The organism is Betaproteobacteria bacterium, assembly GCA_016791345.1.
Classification (GTDB): domain Bacteria; phylum Pseudomonadota; class Gammaproteobacteria; order Burkholderiales; family JAEUMW01; genus JAEUMW01.
This window is the reverse complement of sequence record JAEUMW010000388.1, coordinates 1-3,983: the sequence shown is the minus strand read 5'-3', so window position 1 is coordinate 3,983 and position 3,983 is coordinate 1. Positions and strand designations below refer to the sequence as shown.

Genomic DNA, 3,983 nt, shown 5'->3' with positions numbered 1-3,983 from the left:
GCCTTGAGACCGAACGAATCCGCCAGTTCCTTCGACAGATCCTGGGCTTCGACGCCGATCCAGCCGCGTGTCACGGCGCCATTGGCGACGATCTGCTGCAGCACCTGCTTCGCCACGCTCTCGGGAATGGCAAAGCCGATGCCCTGCGAACCGCCGGTGCGCGAATAGATTGCCGTGTTGATGCCGATGAGGTTGCCGCTCGCATCGATGAGCGCGCCGCCCGAATTGCCGGGGTTGATGGCGGCATCGGTCTGGATGAAGTTCTCGAAGGTGTTGATCCCCAGATGCGTGCGGCCAAGCGCGCTCACGATGCCCATGGTGACGGTCTGCCCGACGCCGAACGGATTGCCGATGGCGAGCACGACATCACCCACGCGCACTCCCTCGGCAGCGCCAAAGGCGATGCTGGGCACGTCCTTGATCTCGGCCTTGAGCACGGCGAGGTCGGTCTCCGGATCGGCACCCACGATACGCGCCCGCGCGCGGCGTCCGTCGGCCAGCGCGATCTCGATCTCGTCGGCCTGCTCGACGACGTGGTGATTGGTGAGGATGTAGCCGTCGGTGCTGACGATGACGCCGGAACCGAGGCTCGATTCCTTGCGCTGCTCGTTGCGCGACTCTTCACCGAAGAAGCGCCGGAACAGCGGATCATCCATGAACGGATGCGACTGCATGCGCGCATCCTTGCTGGTGAAGATGTTCACCACCGCCGGCGTCGCGCGCGCGACGGCCGCGTTGTAGGATGGCGCCTTCGCGCCCTCCGCGCCGACGGTGGTCGCTTCCCGGATGGTCACCAGCTGGCCGCGGCTGCCCCACGACACGAGCTCGGGTCGCAGGGTCGACACCACGAAAAGAATGGCCAGGCAGATGGTGGCGGTTTGAGCAAAGATGAGCCAGAGCTTGCGCACGGAATAGTGATCGGTCATGCAGACGAGTGAATTGGTCGATTATACCGAACGCCTGCTCGAGGTCCCCCGTTTCCGCGACTACTGTCCAAACGGTCTGCAGGTGGAGGGGCGGTCCGAGACGCGGCGGCTCGCGACGGCGGTCACGGCGTCGCTGGCGGTGCTCCGGCAGGCCGTCGCAGCGGGCGCGGACAGTCTGCTGGTGCATCACGGCTATTTCTGGAAGAACGAGCCGTCCGTGGTCACCGGGCCGCGGCGGGCGCGTCTCGCGCTGCTGCTCGGCAGCGACGTCAATCTCATCGCGTATCACCTGCCGCTCGACGCGCATCCGGAACTCGGGAACAACGCCGCGCTCGCCGCGCGACTGGAGCTTCGGGTCGAAGGCTGGTTCGGCGATCAGCACATCGCGGCCTGGGGCACGCCCGCGCGGCCACTGACCCTGGGTGAGTTCGCGCGCAGCGTCGAGAACCGGCTGGCGCGTCCGCCGCTCGTGGTCGGCGCTCCCGAGCGGCCTCTGCGCCGTGTCGCCTGGTGTACCGGCGGCGCGCAGGACCTGCTCGGGGACGCCGTTGCCCTCGGCGTCGATGCGTTCCTCACCGGGGAGGTCTCGGAGCGCACGGTGCACCTCTCCCGCGAGACCGGGGTGGCCTTTCTCGCGGCCGGGCACCACGCGACGGAACGTTACGGTGTGCAGGCGCTCGGCGCCCACCTGGCGGAGCGCTTCGGGGTGGAGCACTTCTTTCTCGACGAGGACAATCCGGCCTGAGCGCGCCAATCGCGCCCGCGGGTGAAGCCGTCCGGTGTCGTTTTCGATGCGCCGCAATATAAGGATATGCTGTTGTTGTGACTGTCAAGTCAATGATTCATCACGCGTTTTTGTCTGGAACTTTCTGTAATTTCCCCAAAAAAAGTGTTGGAAAGGCGTGATATTCGACGCGGGGATCGGGTAAAATCCGGGCCACGCACCAATTCCGAACAAAAAGTATCGAGGGCCAAGCGTGATGGGCGATGAAGCGGTACTCGGGGCTCCTTCCTACCGGGGCCCTTCCGACGTTAACAAGAGCAAACGGAACTTCCTGATCGCAGCGACTTCGGCCGTCGGTGGTGTGGTCGGCGCGGCGGTAGCGGTGCCGTTCCTGATCAGCATGGAGCCGAGCGCCCGGGCGCGCGCTGCCGGTGCTCCCGTCGAGGTGGACATCAGCCGCCTGGAACCGGGCGCCATGCTCACTGTCGAGTGGCGCGGCAAGCCGGTGTGGGTGCTCAACCGGACCAAGCCGATGCTGGAAAGCCTGGCGAAGGACACGAGTTTCCTCGCCGATCCGGAGTCGAACGCCTCGATGCAGCCGGACAACTGCAAGAATCCCGATCGCTCCATCAAGCCGGAATTTCTGGTCGTGGTCGGCATCTGCACGCATCTCGGCTGCTCGCCCAGCCCGCGCTTCGAACCGGGTGACGCGAGCGGGCTCGGGGCCAACTGGCCGGGCGGTTTTCTCTGTCCGTGCCACGGGTCGCGGTTCGACCTCGCCGGCCGTGTGTTCGCCGGTCAGCCCGCGCCCATCAACCTCGAGATCCCGCCGTACTACTTCCTGAGCGACACCCGCGTGCTGATCGGCGAAGAAAAGAAAGGAGCGTGATAGATGGCGAACGGCACGACCATGCCCGAGAAGTTGCTGCAGTGGTTCGACGACCGCTTTCCGCTGGTCGAAACCTGGAAGTACCACCTCGCCGAGTACTACGCGCCGAAGAACTTCAACTTCTGGTACTACTTCGGCTCGCTCGCGATCCTCGTGCTCGTCATCCAGATCGTCACGGGCATCTTCCTCACGATGAACTACAAGCCGTCCGCCGAACTCGCGTTCGGCTCGGTCGAGTACATCATGCGCGATGTCTCGTGGGGCTGGATGATCCGCTACATGCACTCCACGGGCGCCTCGTTCTTCTTCATCGTGGTCTATCTGCACATGTTCCGTGCGCTGCTCTACGGTTCCTACCGCAAGCCGCGCGAACTGCTCTGGATCATCGGCTGCTTCATCTATCTGGCGCTGATGGCCGAGGCGTTCTTCGGCTATCTGCTGCCGTGGGGGCAGATGTCGTTCTGGGGCGCGCAGGTGATCGTGAACCTGTTCTCGTCGATCCCGCTGATCGGTCCCGATCTCGCGATCTGGATCCGCGGCGACTTCGTCGTCGGCGATGCGACGCTGAACCGCTTCTTCGCGTTCCACGTGATCGCCGTTCCGCTGGTGCTGCTGGGTCTCGTCTTCGTGCACATCATCGCCTTGCACGAGGTCGGCTCCAACAATCCGGACGGCATCGAGATCAAGAAGAACAAGGACCCGAAGACCGGCATACCGCTGGACGGGATCCCCTTCCATCCGTACTACACGGTGAAGGATATCGTCGGCGTGGTGGTGTTCCTCGTCATCTTCAGCATGGTCGTCTTCTTCGCGCCGGAGATGGGCGGCTACTTTCTCGAATACAACAACTTCATCCCCGCCGACCCGCTGAAGACGCCGCCGCACATTGCGCCGGTGTGGTACTTCACGCCGTTCTACGCCATGCTGCGCGCGGTGCCGGCGATGTTTGGATCGCAGTTCCCCGGTGTGGCGGTGATGGGTGCGGCGGTCGTCATCCTGTTCCTGCTGCCGTGGCTCGACCGCAGCCCGGTCAAGTCGATCCGCTATCGCGGGCCGATCTACAAGTTCGCGCTCACGCTCTTCGTTATCGCCTTCTGTGTGCTCGGCTGGCTCGGCGTGGAAGCGCCAACGCCGCTCTACACCTGGATGGCGCGCGTGCTCACGGTCGTCTATTTCGCGTTCTTCCTGCTCATGCCCTGGTATACCCGGATTGACTCGGTGAAGCCCGAACCGAAGCGGGTGAACAAATAATGAAAAGACTCGTCCTTCTCCTGGTGTTCCTGATGTCGGCGTCGGCATTCGCTTCGAGCGAGGGGCCGCCGCTCGACCGCGCGCCCATCGACCCGCGCGATGCGGCTTCGTTGCAGCGCGGCGTGCGGCTTTTCGTGAATTACTGTCTCAACTGTCACAGCGCCGACTTCATGCGCTACAACCGCCTCGAAGC

General features: G+C 64.0%; 5 protein-coding genes. 4 read left to right on the top strand and 1 reads right to left on the bottom strand.

Annotated elements, in window-relative coordinates; all coding sequences use genetic code 11:
* Positions 1 to 926: trypsin-like peptidase domain-containing protein (locus JNK68_14940; protein MBL8541642.1), on the bottom strand; the 926-nt coding region annotated here is incomplete at its 3' end.
* Here JNK68_14940 and JNK68_14935 point away from each other — a divergent pair.
* The 4 genes from JNK68_14935 to JNK68_14920 all read left to right on the top strand — a co-directional run.
* Positions 925 to 1,671: a Nif3-like dinuclear metal center hexameric protein gene (locus tag JNK68_14935; GenBank protein ID MBL8541641.1), complete on the top strand. Its 747-nt coding sequence runs from the start codon at positions 925 to 927 to the stop codon at positions 1,669 to 1,671. The genes JNK68_14940 and JNK68_14935 overlap by 2 nt on opposite strands.
* Positions 1,672 to 1,906: 235 nt before the next feature.
* On the top strand, positions 1,907 to 2,539 hold the full coding sequence (gene petA, locus JNK68_14930) for a ubiquinol-cytochrome c reductase iron-sulfur subunit (protein ID MBL8541640.1): 633 nt from the start codon (positions 1,907 to 1,909) through the stop codon (positions 2,537 to 2,539).
* A 21-nt stretch (positions 2,540 to 2,560) separates the two neighbouring features.
* The gene (locus tag JNK68_14925) at positions 2,561 to 3,790 is read left to right on the top strand and encodes a cytochrome bc complex cytochrome b subunit (GenBank protein MBL8541639.1); all 1,230 of its coding nucleotides are present in this window, start codon (positions 2,561 to 2,563) and stop codon (positions 3,788 to 3,790) included.
* A partial coding sequence (locus JNK68_14920) for a cytochrome c1 (GenBank protein MBL8541638.1) occupies positions 3,790 to 3,983 on the top strand: 194 nt, incomplete at its 3' end. The genes JNK68_14925 and JNK68_14920, both read left to right, overlap by 1 nt.